22 protein-coding genes are annotated in these 20,409 nt (G+C 36.5%); 9 read left to right on the forward strand and 13 right to left on the reverse strand.

Annotation, left to right across the window (positions count from 1 at the left end):
* Positions 1-24 precede the first annotated feature (24 nt).
* From AEQSU_RS04195 to AEQSU_RS04220, 6 genes are all read left to right on the forward strand, one after another.
* Complete coding sequence (locus tag AEQSU_RS04195; protein WP_014781614.1) at positions 25-945, forward strand: NifU family protein; 921 nt, start codon at positions 25-27, stop codon at positions 943-945.
* Between the two features lie 317 nt (positions 946-1,262).
* Positions 1,263-1,463, forward strand: coding sequence for a dodecin family protein (locus AEQSU_RS04200; protein WP_014781615.1), 201 nt, complete (start codon positions 1,263-1,265; stop codon positions 1,461-1,463).
* A gap of 73 nt (positions 1,464-1,536) precedes the next feature.
* Positions 1,537-3,651 (forward strand): thioredoxin domain-containing protein, encoded by a 2,115-nt coding sequence (locus AEQSU_RS04205; protein WP_014781616.1) that lies wholly within the window; start codon positions 1,537-1,539, stop codon positions 3,649-3,651.
* 5 nt (positions 3,652-3,656) lie between these two features.
* On the forward strand, positions 3,657-4,502 hold the full coding sequence (locus tag AEQSU_RS04210; protein ID WP_014781617.1) for a mechanosensitive ion channel family protein: 846 nt from the start codon (positions 3,657-3,659) through the stop codon (positions 4,500-4,502).
* Between the two features lie 54 nt (positions 4,503-4,556).
* Positions 4,557-5,258, forward strand: a complete 702-nt coding sequence (locus AEQSU_RS04215; RefSeq protein WP_014781618.1) for a hypothetical protein — start codon at positions 4,557-4,559, stop codon at positions 5,256-5,258.
* A gap of 151 nt (positions 5,259-5,409) precedes the next feature.
* Positions 5,410-6,159 (forward strand): hypothetical protein, encoded by a 750-nt coding sequence (locus AEQSU_RS04220; protein WP_014781619.1) that lies wholly within the window; start codon positions 5,410-5,412, stop codon positions 6,157-6,159.
* Positions 6,160-6,167: 8 nt separating this feature from the next.
* Here the strand turns inward: AEQSU_RS04220 and tsaB are convergent, their stop codons facing one another.
* The 12 genes from tsaB to AEQSU_RS04280 form a co-directional block, all read right to left on the reverse strand.
* Positions 6,168-6,827 carry a tRNA (adenosine(37)-N6)-threonylcarbamoyltransferase complex dimerization subunit type 1 TsaB gene (tsaB, locus tag AEQSU_RS04225; RefSeq protein WP_014781620.1) on the reverse strand — a complete coding sequence of 220 codons (660 nt, stop codon included), beginning with the start codon at positions 6,825-6,827 and terminating at the stop codon, positions 6,168-6,170.
* Positions 6,827-8,107 carry an efflux RND transporter periplasmic adaptor subunit gene (locus AEQSU_RS04230; protein ID WP_014781621.1) on the reverse strand — a complete coding sequence of 427 codons (1,281 nt, stop codon included), beginning with the start codon at positions 8,105-8,107 and terminating at the stop codon, positions 6,827-6,829. The genes tsaB and AEQSU_RS04230 overlap by 1 nt, the downstream gene beginning before the upstream one ends.
* Before the next feature lie 2 nt (positions 8,108-8,109).
* On the reverse strand, positions 8,110-9,441 hold the full coding sequence (locus AEQSU_RS04235; protein WP_014781622.1) for a TolC family protein: 1,332 nt from the start codon (positions 9,439-9,441) through the stop codon (positions 8,110-8,112).
* Positions 9,442-9,568: 127 nt separating this feature from the next.
* The gene (locus AEQSU_RS04240) at positions 9,569-10,744 is read right to left on the reverse strand and encodes an efflux RND transporter periplasmic adaptor subunit (RefSeq protein WP_014781623.1); all 1,176 of its coding nucleotides are present in this window, start codon (positions 10,742-10,744) and stop codon (positions 9,569-9,571) included.
* 40 nt (positions 10,745-10,784) lie between these two features.
* Positions 10,785-11,204, reverse strand: a complete 420-nt coding sequence (locus AEQSU_RS04245) for a DUF1801 domain-containing protein (RefSeq protein ID WP_014781624.1) — start codon at positions 11,202-11,204, stop codon at positions 10,785-10,787.
* Between the two features lie 9 nt (positions 11,205-11,213).
* Positions 11,214-12,476, reverse strand: coding sequence for an ABC transporter permease (locus AEQSU_RS04250; protein WP_042492305.1), 1,263 nt, complete (start codon positions 12,474-12,476; stop codon positions 11,214-11,216).
* 1 nt (position 12,477) lies between these two features.
* Positions 12,478-13,722, reverse strand: a complete 1,245-nt coding sequence (locus AEQSU_RS04255) for an ABC transporter permease (protein WP_014781626.1) — start codon at positions 13,720-13,722, stop codon at positions 12,478-12,480.
* Positions 13,715-14,422, reverse strand: coding sequence for an ABC transporter ATP-binding protein (locus tag AEQSU_RS04260; protein ID WP_014781627.1), 708 nt, complete (start codon positions 14,420-14,422; stop codon positions 13,715-13,717). Before AEQSU_RS04260 ends, AEQSU_RS04255 begins: the two co-directional genes overlap by 8 nt.
* Positions 14,423-14,562: 140 nt before the next feature.
* Positions 14,563-14,796 carry a hypothetical protein gene (locus AEQSU_RS04265; RefSeq protein ID WP_014781628.1) on the reverse strand — a complete coding sequence of 78 codons (234 nt, stop codon included), beginning with the start codon at positions 14,794-14,796 and terminating at the stop codon, positions 14,563-14,565.
* A 72-nt stretch (positions 14,797-14,868) separates the two neighbouring features.
* Complete coding sequence (locus tag AEQSU_RS04270; protein WP_014781629.1) at positions 14,869-15,396, reverse strand: DUF420 domain-containing protein; 528 nt, start codon at positions 15,394-15,396, stop codon at positions 14,869-14,871.
* 3 nt (positions 15,397-15,399) lie between these two features.
* Entirely contained in the window at positions 15,400-16,023 is a 624-nt protein-coding gene (locus AEQSU_RS04275; protein WP_014781630.1) for an SCO family protein, read from the reverse strand.
* Between the two features lie 81 nt (positions 16,024-16,104).
* On the reverse strand, positions 16,105-16,749 hold the full coding sequence (locus AEQSU_RS04280; protein ID WP_014781631.1) for a hypothetical protein: 645 nt from the start codon (positions 16,747-16,749) through the stop codon (positions 16,105-16,107).
* 113 nt (positions 16,750-16,862) lie between these two features.
* Here AEQSU_RS04280 and AEQSU_RS04285 point away from each other — a divergent pair, with 113 nt between their 5' ends.
* Both AEQSU_RS04285 and AEQSU_RS04290 read left to right on the forward strand, forming a co-directional pair.
* The gene (locus tag AEQSU_RS04285; RefSeq protein WP_014781632.1) at positions 16,863-17,045 is read left to right on the forward strand and encodes a hypothetical protein; all 183 of its coding nucleotides are present in this window, start codon (positions 16,863-16,865) and stop codon (positions 17,043-17,045) included.
* A 69-nt stretch (positions 17,046-17,114) separates the two neighbouring features.
* The gene (locus AEQSU_RS04290) at positions 17,115-18,500 is read left to right on the forward strand and encodes a T9SS type A sorting domain-containing protein (protein ID WP_014781633.1); all 1,386 of its coding nucleotides are present in this window, start codon (positions 17,115-17,117) and stop codon (positions 18,498-18,500) included.
* A 7-nt stretch (positions 18,501-18,507) separates the two neighbouring features.
* On the opposite strand, the gene AEQSU_RS04295 is transcribed toward AEQSU_RS04290, so the two are convergent.
* Positions 18,508-18,789 (reverse strand): helix-turn-helix domain-containing protein, encoded by a 282-nt coding sequence (locus tag AEQSU_RS04295; protein WP_052309019.1) that lies wholly within the window; start codon positions 18,787-18,789, stop codon positions 18,508-18,510.
* A gap of 148 nt (positions 18,790-18,937) precedes the next feature.
* Between AEQSU_RS04295 and AEQSU_RS04300 the strand changes: the two genes are divergently transcribed.
* Positions 18,938-20,404: a hypothetical protein gene (locus tag AEQSU_RS04300; RefSeq protein ID WP_014781635.1), complete on the forward strand. Its 1,467-nt coding sequence runs from the start codon at positions 18,938-18,940 to the stop codon at positions 20,402-20,404.
* Positions 20,405-20,409: the final 5 nt, after the last annotated feature.

The raw sequence follows: 20,409 nt of genomic DNA on the forward strand, positions 1-20,409 counted from the left end.
TAATTTCGCAAAAAAAATAACCAAATGTTGCATTTTAACATAGAAATTTCTCAAACTACCAACCAAAACATTGTTAAATTTATTGCCAATTCTTTCTTAACGCCCTCTACTAGCTACGAGTTTAAAAATATTGACGAGGCAAAAGCCAGTCCGTTGGCGCAACAACTTTTTTATCTTCCATTTGTGAAAACGGTTTATATTTCACAAAATTTCATCGCTATTGAAAAATACGACATTTTGGAATGGAAAGACGTGCAAGAAGAAGTTGCAGATTCCATTGCAGAATATTTGAATTCCGGAAAATCTGTAATCACAGAAATGGATACTCCTAAAAAACTTCCAATAACTATTTATGCCGAAAGTACACCGAATCCTACGGTAATGAAATTTATTGCCAATAAAACCTTGGCAACGGGTATTTTTGAATTCAAAAATAGTGATGAAGCAACAAATTCGCCTTTAGCAAAAGCCTTGTTTAACTTTCCCTTTGTAAAGGAAGTTTTTATCAGCTCCAACTATATTTCAGTAATGAAACACGATTGGGTGGAATGGCAGGACCTAACTATGGAAATCAGAGAATTCATCCGAAAGTTTATTGAGGATGGAAAGTCTGTTTTAAATGAAGAAGCTTCAGCTAAAACGACTCCTTCTGAAAGCATTTCTTCAACTGAAAATACTTTAGACCAAAACCAAAAACCACATACCGAGCTCGAAAAAGAGATAATCTCCATCTTGGATGAATACGTAAAACCCGCTGTAGCAAGAGATGGCGGCCATATACTTTTTGATTCATTTAATGAAACAACCAAAACAGTAAAAGTGATCCTTCAAGGTGCGTGCAGTGGTTGTCCTTCTTCAACCATTACCTTAAAAAATGGAATTGAAACTATGTTGAAGGAAATGTTGAACGGGCAGATTGATAGTGTTGAGGCTGTTAATGGGTAAAAGTCTGATGAATGATGACAGATGGTTTTACTCAGCTCTGAAAGACGCAAATACAGATTTATTTTTTTATTAATTTGAATCTTATTCTCACCTTTAGGGGTTGGGGGTTCAGACTCGGTCTGACCCCAGCCCTTAAAAGAGCCAACTCAAAGGTATTTTATCCAAATTACAATCCTCCCCTTTATGGATCGGCGTTAAATCACCAGCTTTTAACTTAATTTTCAGATAATTGAATTTCAATAATTGTAACTTGACACTTTATTAATATTTCGAACTCCTGATAGCTATTGGGACTAAGACAAAAAAACCAAAAAATTATGGCAGTATTAAAAGTAATTGAAATCCTTGCAAGCTCAAAAGACAGCTGGGAAGACGCAACCCGTAACGCAGTAAACGAAGCTGGAAAAAGCATCAAAAATATACGTTCCGTTTATGTTCGGGAACAAAGTTGTGTGATTGACAATGATAAAATCACTCATTTCCGAGTGAATGTGAAAATCACTTTCGAAGTAAATTAATAATCCTCACGAATTATTGAAAATACGCTTTTGAGCTTTCAAAAGCGTATTTTTGTTTTTCTAAAATTCAGCTATGCGCTTACTATTTGCTTTTCTGGTAACGACCTTATTTATTGGCTGCAATTCCTCTAAAAATGAAACCTTGGAAACACATCCCTATACAAACGATTTAATTCACGAATCCAGTCCTTACTTGCTTCAACACGCCCACAATCCTGTGAATTGGAAACCTTATGGTGAAGCTTCTCTTCAGCAAGCAAAAAAGGAGAAGAAACTACTGATTATAAGCATTGGCTATGCAGCTTGCCACTGGTGCCACGTGATGGAACACGAAAGTTTTGAGGACAGTACAGTAGCAGCGGTGATGAATAAAAATTTTATCTCCGTAAAAGTGGATCGAGAAGAACGCCCAGACGTGGACCAAACCTATATAAACGCCGTGCAACTTATGACTGGTAGCGCGGGTTGGCCGCTTAATGTGGTTACACTTCCCGACGGCAGACCTGTTTGGGGTGGGACTTATTTCAGAAAAAACGATTGGATAGATGCTCTGGAGCAAATTCAAAAAGTTTACAACGAAGAACCCGAAAAGTTGATGGCCTACGCCAATAGATTGGAAGAAGGCATAAAAAGTATGGATTTGGTGCATTTGAATACGGAAGATGTGGACTTTGCAAAATATCCTACTTCAGAAATAGTTGAGAATCTATCGCAGAATTTCGATGCCAAGAACGGCGGATTTAAAGGCGCTCCAAAATTTATGATGCCAAACAATCTTGAGTTTTTACTGCGACAAGCTGTTCAAGAAAATAATGCAGACTTACTTGGTTATGTAACGCTAACACTAGACAAAATGGCTTATGGCGGTCTTTACGACCAAATTGGCGGCGGATTTGCGCGTTACAGCACAGACGAAAAATGGCATGTGCCACATTTCGAAAAAATGCTTTATGACAATGCACAACTCGTAAGCCTTTATAGCAACGCCTATTTAGTTACAAAAAAACCACTTTACAAAGAAGTAGTTGAAGAAACCTTGGATTTTATAGCCCGAGATATGACCAACGATGAAGGCGGATTCTATTCTTCTCTAGATGCAGACAGCAAAGATGAAAACGGCAAACTGGAAGAAGGTGCTTTTTACGTTTTTACTTCGGAAGAATTACAGAAAATATTGAAAGATGATTTCGATATTTTTAAAGAATACTATAATGTGAACAGCTACGGAAAGTGGGAAAAGAACCATTACGTACTTATCCGAAAAAAGACAGATGACGAAATTGAGAAGGAATTTGGAATTACTTCCGAAGCATTTCAACAAAAAAAAGAAGACTGGAAAAACACACTTCTAGCCTATCGCAACAAAAGACCAAAACCACGATTGGACGACAAAACGCTCACTTCCTGGAATGCAATGATGCTGAAGGGATATGTAGATGCTTATAAAACCTTCGGCAAAAGAGAATATTTGGATGCTGCGCTTAAAAATGCAGCCTTTATTTCTGAAAAACAACTTCAAAAAAACGGAGCGCTTTTTCACAATTACAAAGACGGAAAAAGCAGTATCAATGGGTTTTTGGAGGATTATGCCTTCACCATTGAAGCTTTTATAGATTTATACCAAGCCACTTTGGATGAAAAATGGTTGACGCTTTCAAAAAAAATGGCAGATTATGCGAAGACCAACTTTTTTGATGAAGAGAAACAGATGTTCTATTTCACTTCAAAGGAAGATGCGGCGATCGTAACACGAAATTTTGAATATCGCGATAATGTGATTCCTGCTTCAAACTCAGTGATGGCGAAGAATCTTTTCGTGCTTTCAAAATATTTTGAAGAGACTGGTTTTGATGAAATTTCGCATCAAATGTTTAAAAATGTTTCAGTAGAAATTGAACAATATCCAAGCGGATTTTCAAATTGGCTGGATTTACTCTCTAGTTTTCAAAACGATTTTTATGAAGTTGTAATCGTGGGAAAAGACGTTTCAGAAAAAATAAAAGAATTAAACAAACACTACCTACCCAATATAATTATTGCTGGAAGTAAAGGCGAAAACAGCGGGCCGCTATTTGAAAACAGATACACCCCAGATGCAACACTTATCTATGTTTGCGTAAACAACGCCTGTAAACTTCCAGTGGAAGACACAAAAATTGCAATTGAATCACTAAACAAAAAAGAATAAATTTTATGGATAAATTTCAAAACTTTGACATCTATTTAGAACGATATGGACAAAAATTAATTGACTTTTTGCCGAGCCTTATTGGCTCCATTTTAATGCTGCTGATTGGTCTTTGGCTTATAAAAATAATCAACCGTTTCATAAAAAAGTTTTTTAACAAAACAGATTACGATCCCACACTAGAAAATTTTATTGCAAGTCTAATTAGATGGGGATTGAAAATTGTACTATTTGTTTTAGTGATAACCCAGCTTGGTGTTGAATCCGCCTCGTTAGTTGCCATTATTGGTGCTGCAGGTCTTGCCATAGGTTTGGCATTACAAGGTTCGCTCTCAAACTTTGCTGGTGGCGTTTTGATATTATTGCTAAAACCATTTAAAGTTGGCGATTTCATCAGTGCGCAAGGTGTTGATGGAACGGTAAAGGAAATTTCAATTTTTAATACAAGACTCACCACTTTTGGGAATCAATTAGCCATTCTTCCCAACGGAAAATTAAGTAACGATAATATTATAAACTATTCTATTGAAGGAGTGAGAAGAGAAAAGCTATCTTTTGGCATAGGTTATGATGATGATATAAAACAAGCGAAAGACATATTGCTCAAACTAGTTTCAGAACAAGAAACGGTTTTTAATATTGAAGACAAAATGCCAATGGTTGCCGTGGAAGAACTTGGTGACAGTTCAGTAAATCTTACAGTTCGTTATTGGGCTAAAAATGAGGATTTCTGGAACCTTCGTTGGTTAGTTTTAGAAGAAGGAAAAGCAAGATTGGAAGCTGCAGGAATTTCCATACCCTTCCCACAACGTGATGTGCATCATTTTAATTTGGAAACATTAAAAAAATAATGTTTAATTTGTAAAAATCAATCATCTATAAATAACACACTAAAAATAATTATCATGAAAAGACTTTTAATAATCGGGCTCATCGCTCTCACAGCTATCTCAGGCTATTCTCAAGCCAATAATAGCAATTACGATATTTATGCCCGTACCATAGACATAAATCAGAAATCGTTGGCTTTTGGTCTTACTGAGGCTGAATTCAGTGCAATTAAAGATGAAGCCTACTCAAACCCAAATTTTCTACAAGGAAAAATATTTCAGGGAGATCAGTTGATAAAAGATGATGTACCTATGCGCTACAACGCCTTTGCCGACGAAATTGAAATTAAGAAAAATAATACTTCTGAAAATTATAGCGCATTAATCAAAGATCCAAATATTTTTGTGAAGATTGTGAAAGACATTTACGTTTTTGTTCCGTTGAATGGAAGCAATGAAAAAGGAGGCTATTTTAATGTGCTTAGCGATGGTAAAACATACGATTTATACAAAAAAACAACAGCTGTATTTAGAGAGCCAAAAAAAGCTCGAACTACTTATGAAAAAGATATGCCACCATCTTTCGTAAAAACCACCATCTACTATTTAGTGCAAAACGGAACGTTTCTTGAAATGCCAAACAGCAAATCAAAAGTGCTTAAAATGATGAGTAACAAGAAGGATGAAATAAAAGATTATATAAAACAAAACAATCTTGATATTGACAAGGAAGCAGATATGATAAAGCTTGTTTCCTATTTTGACTCAATATTATAGTTGATTTATTTTTATACAAAAGCATAGAAAAGCGACATTTTAGTGTCGCTTTTTTTATTAAACCCTGTCTTAAAAGTGGTTACATCAAAATTCACTTGATTCATATAAATATAAATGAGTATATTTATATCAATCTCAAAATACTTTAATTATGAAAAAAATAATTCTTTTTGCTGTAAGTATGCTTTTGATATCTCATTGTTTTGCCCAAAAAGGTACATTTGGCGGAAGCGGCATGAATGCTGCCGGTTCTTCTGGAGGAGCCAATGGTAATTTCGATTTTCTTTTAAGAACCATTGATATGAATGAAAAGGCACTTGCTTTCGGATTGACCGAAGCTGCCTTCAATGCCATAAAAAATGAAGCCTACCTTAACCCTACTTTTTTAGTTGGAAATATCTATCAGGACGACAGACTTTTAAAAACAAAAGTTCCGATGCGCTACAATGCGTATGCAGACGAAATTGAAATAAAAAGTCATGTTTCTGAAGAAAAATATGGGGCTTTAATGAAAGACCCAAGTATCTATGTTAAAATAAACAATGATAATTATGTTTTCGTTCCGTATGAAGGTTCCAATGAAAAAGGCGGATATTTTAATGTTTTGACCGATGGAAAAACGTACGATTTGTACAAAAAAACCACCGCTAAGTTTATTGAACCTCAAAAGGCTAAAACCTCATACCAGCGTGATTCACCACCGTCGTTTGATAAAGTAACAAAATATTATCTAGTTAAAGATGGTACTTTTTACGAATTGCCCACAAGCAAATCCAAAGTACTAAAAGTGATGGATTCAAAAAAAACAGAGGTGAAAACCTATATTGGGAATAACAATCTTGATGTAGATAAAGAGGCAGATCTTATAAAAGTAGTTGCATATTTTGACACTCTCTTATAGGCGAAAATTTAACCCATCATAAACTCCTTTAAATAAAAAGGTTCAAAATAAGCGACATCTTCAGTGTCGCTTATTTTGTATTTCGCTTCGGCAAGTATTGCCATATCTGACGCTGATGGGCAAGCGTCACTTAGGAAAACGGCGTTTTTGTGTTTACAGATTTTTTCAAATTTTAGGGCGCCGTCTCCTATAAAAACTACTTTCCCTTCATTCAAATAATCTTCAAAGAAATTATCGTTTAAAATTTCAGCTTTGGTTTCACGGATTTGTTTTTTTTCAGAATTAAAAACTGCTGAATAAACTTCCATTCTTCGCGCATCGATCATTGGAATTATATAACGTGTGTCTTGCTGAACTTGCTGCGCAATTACTTCTAAAGTAAGCGTAGAAATCAATGGGATGTCTAACGCAAAACAAAGTCCTTTTGCTGCTGAAACACCAATCCGCAAGCCTGTATAAGAACCTGGACCTTTGCTGACCGCTATGGCATTTAATTGCTTATTATCAATCTTGGCTTTCTTTAAAACTTCATCAATAAAAACATGCAGTTTTTCAGCGTGAGAAAATTTTTGGTTGTTTTCTTCGCGAAGAGCTATTATTTTACCATCAACTGCAATGGCTACCGAACAATTGGTAGTGGCAGTTTCAAGACACAGAATGGTTGCCATTACTTTTCTTTTTTATCTTTTGCTGGAGTGGCAACTTCTACCTTATCACCTTGTTTCAATAATTTTGTAACCGTGTTGTAAGGACCTGTAATTACGGTTTCACCTTCTTTCAAACCAGATAATATTTCAATGTTTGAATCGTCTTGAATTCCAGTTTTAACTACGCGTAGTTTTGCTTCTTCGCCAACTTTCACATAAACTGCTTCAAATTTTTCTGTATTTGTATTAGGAACTTCACTTGTGCTTGGTTTTTTGGTATCTGTGGTATCCGTTTTTATTACGATGGAACTGATAGGAATACCAATTATATTTTTCTTCTTATTGGTAATAATATCAACAGTAGCAGTCATTCCAGGTCGGAATGGTGAATAACTTTCAGGTTTCCCTTCTGTTAGGTCTTTGTAAGAATCTGGAAGAATACTCACTTTTACTTTGAAATTTGTTACTTGATCCGCTGTTAAGGAGCTTTCTGCACTGTTCGCGATTGCTGTAACTACACCTTTAAATTCACGCTTTAAATAAGCGTCAACCTCGACTGTGGTTGAATCTCCCAAAGCGATTTTCACAATATCATTTTCGTTTACATCAACTTCCACTTCCATATTTTGAAGGTTTGCAACGCGAACGATTTCGGTTCCAGCCATTTGTGCGGTTCCTACTACTCTTTCACCAAGTTCTACCGAAAGTTTAGAAATTGTTCCGCTCATTGGCGCATAAATAGTGGTTCTGGAAAGATTATCTACAGATTGTTTTACGTTTGCTGAAGCGCTCTGAACATTGTAATAGGCTGCTTTAGAACTCGCTTTCGCCATATCATAGTCCGTAACAGAACGATCCCATTCAGATTTTGAAATCACGCCTTTTTCAAAAAGTGATTTATTTCTATCATAATTTAATTGTGCGTTTTTCTGGCTGGCTTCTGCTTGCGCCAATTGGGCACGTACATTCTGAAGTCCAGCTTGCGATTGGCTTACAGCGGCTTGAATAAGATCCGGATTTATCTTTACCAAAAGATCGCCTTTTTCAACCGTTTGACCTTCTTTTATAGGAAGTTCAATGATTTCTCCAGAAACTTCAGAAGAAAGTGCTACTTCCACTTCCGGTTGAATTTTTCCAGTTGCGGCCACGGTTTCGATTATATCAATTGGCTCAATTTTGGTTATTTCAACTTCTTTGAAATTCCCAGATTTCCCGAACCATCCTGCTTTTTTTCCAACTATTAGCAAAACGATAAGCAAGGCAACAACTACAATAATCCAAATGAGTGTTTTTTTCTTCATAGTTAAAATTTTAATTCACTTGCTGGAACGCCAAAATAAAGTTCTAAAACTTTCAATTTAAAAATGTATTCAAATTTAGTTCTGTTTTCTTCAATCTTAGCATTGTCGAAACGCAATTTTGATTGGCTAAAATCGAATGCGTTTGTAAGCCCAACATCATAACGATCTTTAGCGTATTGGTAGGCTAGTTCTTGTGATTCTAAAGCAACTGTTGCGGCTTCGTAGGCTTTTAACGCGCCGTTTGCATCTACGTAAGCTTGGTAAACGTTGGACTCTAAATCAAGCTCGGCTTGCTCTAATTGATATTCGGTATTTTTCAAATTTACCTTATTTCGCTTTACGTTGCTTCGCACGGAAAAACCGTTGAAAATAGGAACGTTAAGTTGAAGTCCATAACCAATACCATCATTCAAATATAATTGTTCTGTAAATGCACGATCCAGTGGATCATTATCTGCATAACGCGTGTTATACCCGAAAAAAGCTGAAAGTGTTGGGTAAAAATTTCCTTGGGAAATCTGTACATCCTTTTCTGCAAGCTCCACGTTTTTTAGTGCAATTTTTACTTCGGAACGGGTTTCTTTGGCGCTATTGATTATTTCATTTACGTCTTTATCTGCAATGCCGTCATCAACAATTTTATATTCTTCATCAGCAATATCAAAACTTGAATAATCCTTCACCAATAAGAGTTGAGCAAGATTGATAAGCGAAATTTTCACTGTGTTTTCAGCTACTGCGATTCTTTGTTTCTCTCCGGCGTCTGTTGCTTTTATTTCCAAAAGATCTCCTCGTGGAAGCACTCCTGCATCTACAAGATTATTTGTTCTGTCTAACTGTTGAAGGGTAACGATGTTCTGCGATTTTGAAACTTCTAGGTTTGCTTTATTCAGCAAAACTTGTAAGTATGAATTTGCCACCAAAAGCGCAATATCGTCTTTCATCTTGTCTAAACGGTACTGAGCCGCAAGTTCTGAAAGTTTTGCACGTTGCAATTGGCGAACGTTTTGAAGACCGTCAAATAAAGTGTAACCCACATTTATTGCTCCTGAAGCTGAACCAAAAGTTGTGCTTTCCAGGCGATTATTGGTTGGATTTAAACTTAAACCTGTGTTTTTTGAAGCGCTCGCATTCGCATTAATACTTGGAAGAAAATTGCCAATTGCGTCTAGTTTATCGGCATCAGTTAATTCTAAATCTAATTGACTTTGCTTAACCGAAATATTATTTTCCAATGCATGCGTTACGCATTCTTGTAGCGTCCAAAGTTTTTCTTGGGCACTTAAGGAAATGCTGAGTATTAAAAACAAGAAAGGGATTGCTATCTTCTTCATAAGTTGTTTTATTACTGAATATGTCTTTTGTATTGCTTTTGCGTTACAAAAATTATGATTTTTAATTGTTAGTTGCGGTTTTTAACCACAAAGGGCACAAAGGTCTTCGCAGAGGGCACAAAGTTTTTTATCCTCTTCCTCCTGTTCCTGTTGGTGGGGCTGGTTTTAGTTGGTTCCAGACTTTTATTTTGTCGTCTTTGGACACGCCGCTTTTTACTTCTACGTCTATGCCGTCGCTTACGCCTAGCACTATATCTTTTCTTTCGAACTTTTGGTCTCCAACCATAACTTCTACGAAAGGTTTTTGAGTTTTTGTGTCGTATTGGACCAAGGCTTCTTTAATAGTTAGTACGTTTTCAGCCTTAGCTAAAATAATAGAAGCGTTTGCACTTAACCCAGCGCGAATGAAGGTTTTAGTTGTATCTAAACTCTTCATCGTTCCTTTTATTTCAAACTGAATTGCGCCGTTTTCATCTACACCTTTTGGAGCAATGTAGTCTAATTCGGCATTGAAAAGTTCATCTGGAAGCGCTCCAACAGTTATTTCTAACGGAAGACCTTCCTTAATTTTTCCTACTTCGCTTTCATCAACTTTTCCTTCGAAAATCATTTTGTCAACATCTGCAATAGTTGCGATTGTGGTTCCGTCATTGAAGTTATTTGCTTCAATAACTTGATTTCCTGTTTTTACGGGAACGTCCAAAACCATTCCTGCAACAGTAGCACGGATTTCAGTATTTGCTGAAGCGCCCAATCCGCTGGTAGTTCCAGTTTTTACAATATCGTAGTTTTGGCTTGCAGCGGTTAAACCTACTTGTTCTTGCTTCAACCTTTGTTGGGATTGATTGTAGGACAATTGCGCATTGTCAAATTCATTGGCAGAGATTACTCCTTTTTCAAAAAGTTCTTTCTGACGGTTATAAATGTTTTTTTGATTTTCAAAAGCAAGACGCGCGGTTTCAACTTGGGTGCGAACGCTGTTAATATTGCTTTTCGCGCTATTTAAAGATGAAACGTTTGGGACCACTTTTACTTTAGCAATCAAGTCTCCGGCCTTTACCACTTGACCTGCTTCCACGAAAATTTCATCAATAATTCCTGAAATATTGGGTTTTATGAGTACTTCCTCTTTTGGAACAATGCTTCCTGTAGCAACGGTTTTCTTCAAAATTGAACCCATTACAGGTTTTTCAGTTTCGTAAACAACTGGATCTTCAATGTTTTTGGAGTATAGCCAATACATAGAGGCCACAAACAAAACTGCGATTGTGACAAGGATGATTATGGTTTTTGATTTTTTCATTTTCTTTGGTTGTTGAAATTATTCTCTGATTGATGATTATTTAAGTGCCTAAAAGAGGCAATTGTTTTATTTTATGATACGTGAGCGCCATTGTGATGCACTCTTTTAATTCGGTTTCGGGTATTTTTTCATCTAAGTTGAAAAGTATTGCCCTACTTTTTTCAAAGTTGAATTTATCTTTAAAAACCACTTTAAAAGTTTCTACTAGTTTGGAAGTACATTTAAAATACATCGCATATTGTTCTGGATTTTTTTGTTTCCAATCCATTCGTAGCGTGCTTCCGTGTTTTGTTACATAACTCGGTTCGCCCCATTTTAGAGTTTCTTCAAGTATTTCAAGATCTTCAATTTCTGAAGCTGTTTTTAAAACCAACTTTCTAAGATGAAGCATTTGCTGCTTTACCTCTTTTGGATAGCTTTTGAAAACTTCGTCAACTTTTGAATCGCTTGTTAATTCCATTATTTGTTATTAATCGGTTCTTAATGCTTCAACAGGTTTTACTTTTATAGCGTTTTGCGCGGGAATTAATCCTGCCAAAAGTCCCGAAACAATCAAAATTGTTAAGGCAATAAAGACCACTCCTATATTTACGGATGGATTTAAAAACATCATTTCACTAGTGTCCATTCCGCTCATTTTATAATTCACTAACCAAAGCACTGCGCTTGCCAAAACGATTCCTGCCATTCCTGAAATAATGGTCAAAAATATTGATTCCAATAATATCTGCGCGCGAATGCTCCAAGGTGTGGCTCCTAAAGCTCGACGAATACCGATTTCTTTTGTACGTTCTTTTACAACGATTAGCATAATGTTACTAATGCCAATGATTCCTGAAAGAAGTACTAAAATTCCGACGAAATAGGCTACAAAATTTAGCGCAGTAAACAATCCCTGTATTTTAGAAAATTCTTCATAAAGATCGAAATTTCCAACAGCACGATCGTCATTTGGATTAATGGTGTGGCGAGTTTTTATAACATCAAAAACCTGTGATTTTAAATTTGTAATTGAATGGTCATCATCCGCAGTAATTGCCATCCACCCTACAACATCTCCCATATTGAACGCTTGTGAGAATGCCGTGAATGGTACGTAAATTTCCTTTTGCATTTCTTCGGGATCGCCGTTATTTCCTTTCTTTTTGTAAGTGCCGACAACCATAAAATTGACGCCGTTTATTTTTATATATGAACCAATTACCTCTTCATTTTTTTCATACAGAGCACTTTGAACGCCGCTACCAATGATAGCAATTTTGCGTTTTTCATTTATGTCTGAATAATTTACAAACCTTCCAGAAGTGATATCCATAGGTTGCTGTTGAATAATTTCTGGATAATCGCCATAAACGTTGAAAGCTCCTGTTTGCAAACCTCGAACAACATTATTACTTCCACGGAAACCGCCTAATTGATTTCTAGGCGAAACAAAACGAAGTCCTTCAACTTCTCTTTTTATTGCTGGAACATCGTCTGTTTTGAAGTTGTATCGTCTTCCTTTAGGTAAACCTTTGTAGGGTTGGGAAGCAGTTTGAGACCACATAAACATGGAGTTTGTGGCCATACCATTAAAACCTTGTTTTATTCCGTTTTCTAGACCATTGCCCGCTGCTAACAGAATTACTAATATGAAGATTCCCCAAAGAACTCCAAAAGCCGTTAAAGCGGTTCTAAACCAGTTACTGCTTAGCGCTTCAATTATTTCTTCCCAACTATCTCTGCTAAATATTTTACTCATCTCGCAAGGCTTCTATGGGTTTAATATTTGCGGCTCTATATGCAGGAAAAAATCCGGCGACGGCACCAGCAACAACAAGAATAATAACGGTTGTTATTGCAACCGAAAAATCTACGGAAGGATTACTAATGTATGCTGTTTCAATAAACGGCCCAACAAGTTGCAACAAAAACAAACTAAAAATAAGTCCGAGGAAACCTGCTATTGCGGTAACAAAAATAGATTCGTGCAAAATCATTCCGATGATAGACCAAGGTTGTGCTCCAATAGCTTTTCGAATACCTATTTCTTTAGTTCGTTCTTTCACGATTATGAGCATAATATTACTCACGCCCACAACACCTGCAATAATAGTACAGATACCAACACCCCAGAAAAACAAACGAATCATATTATTTAGATCGTAAAACTTTTTAGCGTTTTCCAGCGTGTTGTTTACGTTTACAGCTCTGTCATCTAAAGGCGAAATAGTATGGTTACTTTTTAAATCTGCCTCCAATTGTGCCGAAAAAGCTTCGGATGCAGCTAATGCATCTTCATATTTGTCTTCTTTATGAAGTGTAAAAGCTATCGATCTAAGTTTATCACCAGCATTATAAATCCGTTGGGCAGTTGTTAGTGGGATGAAAAGGCGAGTTTCTTCGCGCTCTCCTCCTGGATCAGAATAAACTCCAACAACTTTAAACTTTATTCCTGCAACTTCTACATATTCCCCTAAAGCATTTTTTCCCTTGAAAAGATCGAGATACACTTGATTTCCAATTACAGTGTTTTTTTCGAAATTATTCAAATCGTTTTGATTGATATAGCGCCCAGAAACTAAGGTTGCATTTTCTAAAAACTGGTAATCGGCACGAACACCTTCTACCCTGTAACTTCCGTTTTCTTTTTTATAAGTTGTAAGCTGGCCCCAACGGCTGTAAACGCCGGATTTTAGATCCAGTTTATCGCTGTTTTTGGCGACCGCCATTTCGTAATCGCGGTTGTCCATTTCAATAATTCTACCTGGATTTAGCCCTTTATATTCAACTGAAGTTACATTTGTCCATACGCTAATTCGGTTGGTGGCGTCACCTTCAAATTCTTTTGCTACACCATTTTGCATTCCTTGACCTATAGCTAAGAGAATGACCAAAATAAAAATACCTGAAGCCACGGAAAGACCTGTTAAAAAAGTTCGTAATTTGTTTTTACGAATTGCTTCAAATATTTCCTGCCAACGCTCAAGATTAAACATAGTTTTCTGCTTTTGCACGAACTTGAGTCACTTTAGAATCGTCAATAATCAACCCATCCTTTAGGTTTACGATTCGTTTGGTCATATGGGCAATATCGTCTTCGTGGGTCACGATTAGGATTGTTTTTCCTTCGTCGTTAATGCCTTGAATTAGTTCCATTACTTCATAAGAAGTCTTAGTATCCAGTGCTCCCGTTGGTTCATCTGCTAGCAAAAGTTTTGGATCGCTGGCTAAAGCTCGTGCAATTGCAACACGTTGTTTTTGACCTCCGGAAAGTTCATTGGGAAGATGTGAAGCCCAATCTGCCAAGCCTACTTTTTCAAGATAGTGCATTGCTTTTTCGGTGCGTACATTTCGCTTTACACCTTGGTAATAAAGCGGCATTGAAACATTATCCAAAGCAGATTTGTAATTAATAAGATTGAATGATTGAAAAATAAAACCAAGAAACTGGTTGCGGTAGCGTGCGGCAACTTTTTCATTTAAGTTTTTAATCAGTGTGCCATCGAGAGTGTAAGTTCCTTCGTCCGCTTCATCGAGAATTCCAAGTATATTCAACAAAGTAGATTTTCCAGAACCAGAAGAACCCATTATTGAAACCATTTCGCCTTCAGAAACTGAAAAATTTATTCCTTTTAAAACATGGAGTGAATTTTTACCCATGTGATATGATTTGTGAAGGTTTTTGATATCTATCATTCTGAAAATTATTGAATTGCAAAATAAAGAGGAATTGCCCTCTTTAATGTGAAATTCTTGTTAAGACTTGAAAAGATTATGGCTTTCGGTTTTAAGTAAGACTTTAAAATCTGATAGATGTTACAAGAAAACGTAAGAAATTAGGCGTTTTCCTTTTCACGAGCCTTTTTTCGGCTTCTATAAATGGCATAGCCAACGCCACCAACGAGTACGTAAGGAAAAATCATCAAGTAAACAATCCCATTGTTTATGCCCTTGGCTGCTTGTCCTCCTTCTTCGCTTTCCAAAACCGCGCGGCACATAGCGCATTGGGCTTCTGCGGGAATTACAATTATTAAAAGAAGGACTATGGTAAGAAGAATTTTAATTTTCATAATCAAAGTTTCTAGTTTCTTGTTTCTATTGTTTCAGGTTTTGAGCTTTTTTCTGAAAACTACCGCTTCTAATTAATAGTAAGGTGAAATCATTATATAAACAACTACGCCGCTTATTGCAACATATAACCAAAGTGGATAGGTAATTCTGGCAATTTTGCGGTGTTTATAAAACTGTCCTGAAATGGCGCGAACATACGTTATCAATACAAAAGGTATAACGATGATGGACAATAAAATATGCGTTATGAGGATAAAAAAATATATATATTTCAATATTCCTTCACCTCCATAAGTGGTTGAATCTGAAGTCATATGATAAATTATATACAATATCAAAAACAATACGGAACAACCAATTGCGGTTTTCATTAAGCGTTCGTGCAGTTTTCTGTTTCCCTTTCTAATCTGAAAAACCGCCGTAACTAAAATCAGAGCCGTTATACCGTTAATAGTTGCATAAATGGGTGGCAAAAAGCCCAAACGTTCTACTCCTGGAATTTTTACAGAAAACAATGCAGCAACCGCCAAAGGAATTGTAATGGAAAGAATCCATATCCAAACATTGTACTTTTTTGAATTTCCGGCTGAACTTTGCATTGGTTATAAAAGATTTTTGATGTCTTCTTTTAGCATTTGAAGTTGTTTATCGTCCAGACCATCGTAATAAACCATTGGATTTTCATTCTCGTCCTTTCGTGAACGAATGTTGCCATTTTGGTCTATCAATGCGAAAAAGCCAGAATGCTCAAAACCGCCCTCTTCTTCGGAGGCGTCGCCTACATAGAGGTTAAAACCTTCATTAGCAAGTTTGAATATTGATTCCTTTTCACCAGTCAATAAATGCCATTGTGGTTTTGTTATTCCTTTGGTTTTAGCGTATTCTTTTAAAACTTCAGGAGTGTCGTGCTCTGGATCTATGGAAAATGAGGCCATTCCAACCTTAGGATTGCCCAGAAATTCATTTTGAATTTTAATCATGTTTTCGGTCATAATCGGGCAAATGCTGGGACAGGTAGTGAAGAAAAATTCAACTACATAAACCTTCCCATCGTAATCTTTATTGGTAATTGTTTTTCCGTGTTGGTCAGTAAAACTGAAATCCGGCACAGTACCAATGGTTTCAAGATCTGCTTTTGAAACGGTGTTCACTATTTTCGGCACCGCCCAAATTCCAAAAACCAATATGATTAATGAAATACCTATGTATGAATAATTCTTTTTCATTTTTTAGTTGATGTTTAATATTTAGGATGTCCGAAATTTTAAACCGCTCGATTTCAGGGCGCGCGATGAATCGCGCGCCTACTAGATTTCACGATTAGATTTATATTTTTTTAGCGCACGTCTGTATTCTGCTAAAAGCACTTTTACGTCGTCGCTCATTTTGTTGTTTATTTCGGCGATGTTGCTGGAATCAAAACCATACATCGCGCCTTCTTTATCGTCAGCTTTTCTTCCGCGGAGACTTCGTTCTTTGTCAATTATAAAAACATAAGGCGTAGATTCGTTGGAATCTAACGTAAGGTTGGAATTAAGCGATTGAAAAACAAGATTTATGTTTTCATCAGAACCAAAGGCGAAGAACCAAGCATCCGTGGGTGCGATTTGTTTTAGTTTTTGTTCGATGCTTTCGGCTTGTGATTCCGTGCCCTCTGGCAAAAGGATTACAAACTGAAATTCATTAAACTCGTGATTCTTGCTGTATATTTTTTGGGCTAAATTGTAGGCATAAGCTCTATGAGCTTCCAAATCACTTCCAAAAAAACCTAAAACGGTAATGCGGTTTTCTAGTTGAACTGGTTTTCCTTCTAGGGTTTTAAAACCATCCAATTCAGCAACTGAAGGAGTTAAAATAGGCAATGGCTTAAAATAATTGGTGCTCATTGCGAAAAAAACGTATGCCGTTATAGGCAGTATAAACAGGATGCCGAGGACTATATACTTCTTCATTTTTACACTTATTTCTCCGCTGCCAAAAGAGCGGCAGGCTGGTTTGCAAAAATACAGGGTAAAAGGGGGTTGGGCAATGTTTTGGGTGTTAATTTTGTTTATATTAGCTTATTATGAATTTAAACCAAATCGGCAACGTTGGAGTATTAAACGGCAATGTTACCATAACACCAAAAGATTCTCTAGGAATCAATAACCCTACATTAATAAATGATTTGGATCCGGGTCTTTATAATATTAAAGAAAATTATGATGATGGAGCCATAAAAGAAAACGTTATCTTTAAGGAAAATTAAAAACGAATATTAATGATACAGCTCTCAAAATCTATTGGGGGCTGTATTTTTATAAAAAATTAAGAAATAATGAAGAAAATACTTTTAATATTATTGCCATTCGTTTTCTTAAATGCCTATTCACAATTTGGCCCACAAAGGATAATTACGTTAGAATCTGGGACAGTAAATAGTGCCTATACAGTGGATATAGATGGAGACGGAGACAAAGATATTGTAACATCATGTAGATCTGGAGATTTTAACGTCGGGTGGCTTGAGAATTTAGACGGTAAGGGAAATTTTGGCCCTCCACATACTATCGTGAATAATTTATTTGGACAAAGTTATTCAGTATATGCAGCTGATTTAGATGGCGATGGCGACGTTGACATATTAACAACAGCATATTCTCTTGATAGGGTTATTTGGTATGAAAACTTGGATGGCTTGGGTAATTTCAGCTCGCAAAACGTAATTTCGGGTAATGCCGATGGGGCATTTTCAGTTATAGCAGCAGATTTGGATGGTGATGGTGATAATGATATTATCTCGGCATCTGAATTTTCAGGATTGGCCTGGCATGAAAATATAGACGGTCAGGGGGATTTTAGTTTTAGAAAAATTATTGATGACAATATTATCAGTTCGCGCTCCGTAGTAGCTGCCGATATGGATGGTGACGGCGATCTTGATATAGTAGCGAATGGGCTTGCACCTAATACTGTAAGAATCTTTTGGTATGAAAACTTGGACGGGTTAGGGAATTTTGGACCACTACGTGTTATAAGAGATTTTACTGTATATGCCAATGTTATATTTGTTGCCGATGCCGATGGGGACGGCGATATGGACGTTTTTTCTGCTTCTCCTGGCGACCATGAAGTTGCTTGGCATGAAAATATTGATGGTTTGGGGAATTTTGGACCGAAAAAAATTATAACCGATTCTTTACTTGATGCTTGGGTTGTTTCTGCCGCAGACCTTGACAATGATGGCGATATTGATGTACTTGCTACAAGCGTTGAAACCTTTGGTGGTGAAGTGGTTTGGTTTGAGAATATAGATGGAGCGGGCACGTATGGTGCAAAACAAACTATTAGCACAGAAGTCCAGTCGCCACGTTCTGTAATGGCCGCAGATATAGACAACGATGGTGATATGGATGTGGTGGGGTCTTCCCAAAACGATAATAAAATTGCTTGGTATGAAAATTATACGATTATTGGGGTTGGAGAAAACCAAAATAACACCTTTAAAATTTATCCAAATCCTGTAAAAGATTTTTTAAATATAGCTAACTCTACAGGAATTAATATAAAAACCACTACTCTCTATGATGCCCTTGGCAGAGAATTGTTCAAAAAAGAAAGCGAAGTTTCGCAACTTAGTTTCGTTACCTATGCTTCTGGCATTTATTTTCTTAAGCTGAAAACCAATACCGAAGAGCACCTCTTTAAAGTGATAAAGGAATAAAAAAAGATTAAACCGATAGTTCATAATCCCTAATTAAAATATCAGCCGGTATTTTTAAATGTTTATGGATTTTTTTTATCATTTCAAGGCTAAGGGGTCTTTTCAAATTTAGTACCTCAGACACTCGGCTTCTGCTTTTAATGATTACACCCAAGTCTTTATCGTTTATTCCTCGTTGTTCCATCATAAATTTAATAGCTTCAATTGGATGCGGTTCTGGCATAGAGAACTCCTTTGCTCTTTTTGCAAGCCAGCTTAACAATTCTTTATTATTTTCTCTTAAATCCAATGACGCGAAGGTCAGTGGTCGAATAAATTGATACAATTACCGTTCGGTAATTATTTATTTATATATTTAACATATTATTAACCTTAATCTTTATTCATTATGAAAAAACTACTACTTTTTTGTACATTTATCGTAAATGTATTTTTTGATGAATGCACAATTAGATAACCCGTGTGCAACACCAGATGGTCCTACAGCAGATCAAGCTGGGGCTTACAGCTATTCCGACGAGATCCCAACATTAGAGAACTTTACCCCAGTTGTCTTTAATGTGTTCTTTTGGGGGATTAACAAAAGTGATGGGACAAGCCAATATCCATTAACAGAAAACACTGTCCTTTCGGCTGTATCTAAATTGAATATCCAATTCAACCCTTTCGGTATCTTTTTTAAATATTATGGGATGGATTTTTTTGATTCCGATACGTATTATATTATTGATCGTGGTCTTGGTGAATTGGATGGCGGTCCTAACGATCCTGGTGTTTATGTATATGCCGCCAGTAATAATTATAAAAAAGCTGATGCCTTCAATATTTACGTTCCTTATTCAACTGAGGGGTTTGCAGGAGCTGCTGAACTAAAAAATAAGGTCAATATCGCAATTAATGGATTTAGTCTCATTAACAGTTATTCTTTGCTTAGTCATGAAATTGGGCATTGTTTTAATTTGGGACATACTTTTGATGGATTCAGAAGCCCGGATCCATATTGTGAGCATGTTACCAGAGACGAGACTGACCCAGATTATAATGCCGCTCTAAGAGGAGATAGAATAACTGATACCGCTGCCGTCCCTGACTTCAAAAATGAACATTTTTGGGAACTGATTGATTTGGGATATACCTACCAACAAGCATTGGCAATGTACATCCCCTATAAATATGTTGATCCCGTAACTTATGAATATACTGGCACTGGCACAGATTGTCTAGATCCACCAGTCGATTATGATATTTCCCCGACGGATGTAAAAAACACAATGGGCTATGGCCCAGCGGCGCCACCATACGCCAAGAAGTTTACTACGGGTCAAAAAATTAGAATACACGAATCCATTGAGATAGATTATTTTGGAGAATTTGGAACAGCAACCACAACTTTTGCAGCACTTTATGAACCCTATAAAGGTAGTTATCCACCCTATTATCCACATCCGCAACCTTGGCCAATGCCAATGTTTCAGCCTGGATTTACTTATGATTTTATAGAATGTTGCTGTGAATATATACAACCTGCAGCGTATGGCGACTTGACATTTAGCGTAGATCCTTCACACGTTGTTAAACACGTAGATAAATTTATGACCATTTACAGTTCTATATATCATCCAAACCATTCAGCAATAGTTATTCACGAAATAGATCAGGCTTTTGGTACTTCTTCATATCAAAAATGTTATGACAATTATCAAACCCCGCCTGTACTGGGGGGGAGAGTTGTACGATTTAATGATAATATTTTCAATGAAAACGTTACTATCACTCCAAAAGATTCCACTGAGATTACCGACCCTCATTTGATTGAAAATTTGGATACTGGGCTATATAAAATAGAGACTAATTATGGCAATGGGGTAGATGAAGAGACAGTAATTTATAAAACAGGAAATTGATAATC

Origin of the sequence: Aequorivita sublithincola DSM 14238, from assembly GCF_000265385.1 — a bacterium.
Lineage (GTDB): Bacteria > Bacteroidota > Bacteroidia > Flavobacteriales > Flavobacteriaceae > Aequorivita > Aequorivita sublithincola.

What these genes read in the sequence shown, in the direction of transcription:
- AEQSU_RS04195 (WP_014781614.1), top strand. Translation starts at nt 25, where the DNA reads ATGTTGCATTTTAACATAGAAATTTCTCAAACTACCAACCAAAACATT.
- AEQSU_RS04200 (WP_014781615.1), top strand. Translation starts at nt 1,263, where the DNA reads ATGGCAGTATTAAAAGTAATTGAAATCCTTGCAAGCTCAAAAGACAGC.
- AEQSU_RS04205 (WP_014781616.1), top strand. Translation starts at nt 1,537, where the DNA reads ATGCGCTTACTATTTGCTTTTCTGGTAACGACCTTATTTATTGGCTGC.
- AEQSU_RS04210 (WP_014781617.1), top strand. Translation starts at nt 3,657, where the DNA reads ATGGATAAATTTCAAAACTTTGACATCTATTTAGAACGATATGGACAA.
- AEQSU_RS04215 (WP_014781618.1), top strand. Translation starts at nt 4,557, where the DNA reads ATGAAAAGACTTTTAATAATCGGGCTCATCGCTCTCACAGCTATCTCA.
- AEQSU_RS04220 (WP_014781619.1), top strand. Translation starts at nt 5,410, where the DNA reads ATGAAAAAAATAATTCTTTTTGCTGTAAGTATGCTTTTGATATCTCAT.
- tsaB (WP_014781620.1), bottom strand. Translation starts at nt 6,827, where the DNA reads ATGGCAACCATTCTGTGTCTTGAAACTGCCACTACCAATTGTTCGGTA.
- AEQSU_RS04230 (WP_014781621.1), bottom strand. Translation starts at nt 8,107, where the DNA reads ATGAAGAAAAAAACACTCATTTGGATTATTGTAGTTGTTGCCTTGCTT.
- AEQSU_RS04235 (WP_014781622.1), bottom strand. Translation starts at nt 9,441, where the DNA reads ATGAAGAAGATAGCAATCCCTTTCTTGTTTTTAATACTCAGCATTTCC.
- AEQSU_RS04240 (WP_014781623.1), bottom strand. Translation starts at nt 10,744, where the DNA reads ATGAAAAAATCAAAAACCATAATCATCCTTGTCACAATCGCAGTTTTG.
- AEQSU_RS04245 (WP_014781624.1), bottom strand. Translation starts at nt 11,204, where the DNA reads ATGGAATTAACAAGCGATTCAAAAGTTGACGAAGTTTTCAAAAGCTAT.
- AEQSU_RS04255 (WP_014781626.1), bottom strand. Translation starts at nt 13,722, where the DNA reads ATGTTTAATCTTGAGCGTTGGCAGGAAATATTTGAAGCAATTCGTAAA.
- AEQSU_RS04260 (WP_014781627.1), bottom strand. Translation starts at nt 14,422, where the DNA reads ATGATAGATATCAAAAACCTTCACAAATCATATCACATGGGTAAAAAT.
- AEQSU_RS04265 (WP_014781628.1), bottom strand. Translation starts at nt 14,796, where the DNA reads ATGAAAATTAAAATTCTTCTTACCATAGTCCTTCTTTTAATAATTGTA.
- AEQSU_RS04270 (WP_014781629.1), bottom strand. Translation starts at nt 15,396, where the DNA reads ATGCAAAGTTCAGCCGGAAATTCAAAAAAGTACAATGTTTGGATATGG.
- AEQSU_RS04275 (WP_014781630.1), bottom strand. Translation starts at nt 16,023, where the DNA reads ATGAAAAAGAATTATTCATACATAGGTATTTCATTAATCATATTGGTT.
- AEQSU_RS04280 (WP_014781631.1), bottom strand. Translation starts at nt 16,749, where the DNA reads ATGAAGAAGTATATAGTCCTCGGCATCCTGTTTATACTGCCTATAACG.
- AEQSU_RS04285 (WP_014781632.1), top strand. Translation starts at nt 16,863, where the DNA reads ATGAATTTAAACCAAATCGGCAACGTTGGAGTATTAAACGGCAATGTT.
- AEQSU_RS04290 (WP_014781633.1), top strand. Translation starts at nt 17,115, where the DNA reads ATGAAGAAAATACTTTTAATATTATTGCCATTCGTTTTCTTAAATGCC.
- AEQSU_RS04300 (WP_014781635.1), top strand. Translation starts at nt 18,938, where the DNA reads ATGAATGCACAATTAGATAACCCGTGTGCAACACCAGATGGTCCTACA.